This window comes from Cupriavidus sp. CuC1 (assembly GCF_044627735.1).
Taxonomy (GTDB): Bacteria; Pseudomonadota; Gammaproteobacteria; order Burkholderiales; family Burkholderiaceae; genus Cupriavidus; species Cupriavidus ulmosensis.
In genome coordinates this window covers 1-2,324 of sequence record NZ_JBIUHC010000345.1, presented here as the reverse complement: position 1 = coordinate 2,324, position 2,324 = coordinate 1, and the positions used below count along the sequence as shown (strand labels likewise).

General features: G+C 58.9%; 4 protein-coding genes. 2 read left to right on the top strand and 2 right to left on the bottom strand.

Going from position 1 to position 2,324, the window contains the following annotated elements:
• Positions 1-190 precede the first annotated feature (190 nt).
• On the top strand, positions 191-445 hold the full coding sequence (locus tag ACGLHR_RS51440) for a hypothetical protein (protein WP_400103791.1): 255 nt from the start codon (positions 191-193) through the stop codon (positions 443-445).
• A 102-nt stretch (positions 446-547) separates the two neighbouring features.
• Here the strand turns inward: ACGLHR_RS51440 and ACGLHR_RS51435 are convergent, their stop codons facing one another.
• On the bottom strand, positions 548-1,498 hold the full coding sequence (locus tag ACGLHR_RS51435; protein ID WP_400103789.1) for a cupin domain-containing protein: 951 nt from the start codon (positions 1,496-1,498) through the stop codon (positions 548-550).
• A gap of 120 nt (positions 1,499-1,618) precedes the next feature.
• On the opposite strand from ACGLHR_RS51435, the gene ACGLHR_RS51430 reads away from it, so the two are divergent.
• Positions 1,619-1,810 carry a helix-turn-helix domain-containing protein gene (locus ACGLHR_RS51430; RefSeq protein WP_400103793.1) on the top strand — a complete coding sequence of 64 codons (192 nt, stop codon included), beginning with the start codon at positions 1,619-1,621 and terminating at the stop codon, positions 1,808-1,810.
• On the opposite strand, the gene ACGLHR_RS51425 is transcribed toward ACGLHR_RS51430, so the two are convergent.
• On the bottom strand, positions 1,777-2,324 hold a 548-nt coding region (locus tag ACGLHR_RS51425), incomplete at its 5' end, for a pyridoxamine 5'-phosphate oxidase family protein (RefSeq protein ID WP_400103787.1). The genes ACGLHR_RS51430 and ACGLHR_RS51425 overlap by 34 nt on opposite strands.

Sequence of the window (2,324 nt, the reverse complement as noted above, 5' to 3'; positions counted from 1 at the left end):
GCTTACCTGACATGTCTTAGCTCCTTGCTCGTATTTGAACATAGGCTAAGAACTCCACTCTTCGGGGGCAAGATCAAGGAAAGGCATCAAGAAAGCAGAACACCACACTGCACTGACCGGACATTCTGATCCGGCTGCAGAGAGGACATTTGAATCTAGCCAAGACACGGCGCGACACAGTCCACCGACCATGAGCGAGACGCTGGCCAAGATCCGCTTCCTGAAGGATCTCGGAGCACATATCTGGGTGTTCGATGCTATTCCGATCGAGAAACAGCGTGCCTATGGTCAGCGTATCCAGGCTCGCCGTCCCATCAAAGTTCGCGAACTGAAGACATCCACGCGCACGATCGAGCTGGTGTTCGTTCCGCGCGTCACCCTGCCTGAGCTGACGGACGCGATGAAAGGGAAAGTCCAAAGAAACCGCCGGATTTTGCGCGAATAGGACGACTACCCCTATGAGGTCGCGTTGGAGCGCGAAAGAGTGGCCGCCCGGCGCCGGCGTGTCTAGTGCCTCATCCAGGCAGCACACCGAAACCGAATCGCATTACTGGCCTTTGCGCGCCAGACGGCGCCATTGCCCCGGCGTCATCCCCATCGTGTCGGTGAACACACGCCGGAACGCTGCCACGGATCGATACCCGACTGAGTCGGCCACGGCCTCGGTGGTCATCGTCGGCTTCTTCAGTTCGTTGGCTGCCAGGCTCATCCGAATATCGGTCAGCAATTCGATGGCTGAGCGCCCCAGCTTATCCTGAAAGTGCCGCATGAAGGTGGCGCGCGACATGCTGCACAAGTCGGCCAGATCAGGCAGGTTCCAGGGTCGCGCCGGATCGGCGAACATGGCTGAAATGGCCGGAGCCAGCCGTGGATGGCCGGCAAGCGCCAATAAGCCTGCCGGGGCCTGCTCGGATTCGCTTGCTGCGCGCAGTACCAGTGTGAACAGCGCCGAGCTAAGCGCGTTGAGCATGGCGTATCCGCCCAGTTTGTCGCTTGTGGACTCCATGCGCATCAGCCCCACGAGACTGGCCAGGTGGTTCGAAGCAGACCCGATCGCCTCTTCACCATGGCCATCCATGGCCCGTACCACTAGATTCGTAGGTAGATAATTGCGAATCAACCGATCATGGGGCGGCTCGACGAGAAATCGCCCGCACAACAGGTCCAGATGCTCGCCCTGGCCATCATTCTGGCTGAGCATCCATTGGCGATTGTAGGTAAGACCCGGCGCATTTCCGCCGCCATCGTGCAGCACGTGCGCCGACCCGTGAGGCAACAGCACGATATCTCCTCCCACCAGCTCCATGGTCGTCTCCGTCTCAGGACTCTCGACAATGGCCCGGCCCTTGAGCACGACGTGGTAGGGAATCTCGTGCGCCGCGGACTGAGGCCAAGCCACACGCCATGGCGCACCATAGGCGCAACGGACTTCCAGCCGGCCAGTGATGGTGATCATTTGCAGGAGCTGGCTCAGCCAGTCGAAGTCGACTTGGGACATAGGACCTCGGGAACTTGGAACGCTCAAGCATCATATTGCGATTGCACACCGGTTGTACGAAGCACATGGCCTCAGTGCTCGAGCTGATCGGACACGGAGCGCGCAAGCTCGTCCGGGGAACTGGACGGTAAGGGATTCCTTCGCGTGCGCGGCGCCGTCAAGGCAGTTGCGCGCCGCCTGGACTGCTCGACAGCAACCATCTATCGCTACCTTGCCAGGATCGCGGAGCATAGCGATGCGGTCGTAAAGCCGCATGCCGTTCTTCGCGTACCCGGAACCTATGCCCCGATGGGCTTCACACCATACTTTTGATAATAGGCGCTCCTGATTTCGTCCTGACTTCGAGGAGGGTGGGCAAAGACATGGGCAGGTGACAACAACGGGGTGATCGAAGTGGTCTCGATTTTGACGATGTGATCGACGGGATACTCTAGGCCGTTCGTCGCCCGAACCCAGTCGGCGATCATCAAATACTCACCATCGCCTGGCGGCAGTACCAACGCACGGCCCTTGAATCGATACCCGCGTCTCTGGAAGATATCGACTACGTTAATTTCGATGGCGGGATTGCGCCCCAAGTTCAGTATCGTTCGGGGCGATGCGATATCGGCGAAGTAGAGAACGCCGTTCGTGACCGTCAAGGACGCCTTCGGCGAAAGATTGGGCGTTCCGTCCTCGTTGACTGTCGCAACGAACGACAGTATCGCCTGCTTGATGATCGCCTCCATGTCGGCAGTGATTTCAACCATAGACTCAACATTAGACATGCGAATGGCTGCCTCACCGGCTGCGACGGTGGTCGTCAACGAGGCGATTTGGCAATGGA

What these genes read in the sequence shown, in the direction of transcription:
- ACGLHR_RS51440 (WP_400103791.1), top strand. Translation starts at nt 191, where the DNA reads ATGAGCGAGACGCTGGCCAAGATCCGCTTCCTGAAGGATCTCGGAGCA.
- ACGLHR_RS51435 (WP_400103789.1), bottom strand. Translation starts at nt 1,498, where the DNA reads ATGTCCCAAGTCGACTTCGACTGGCTGAGCCAGCTCCTGCAAATGATC.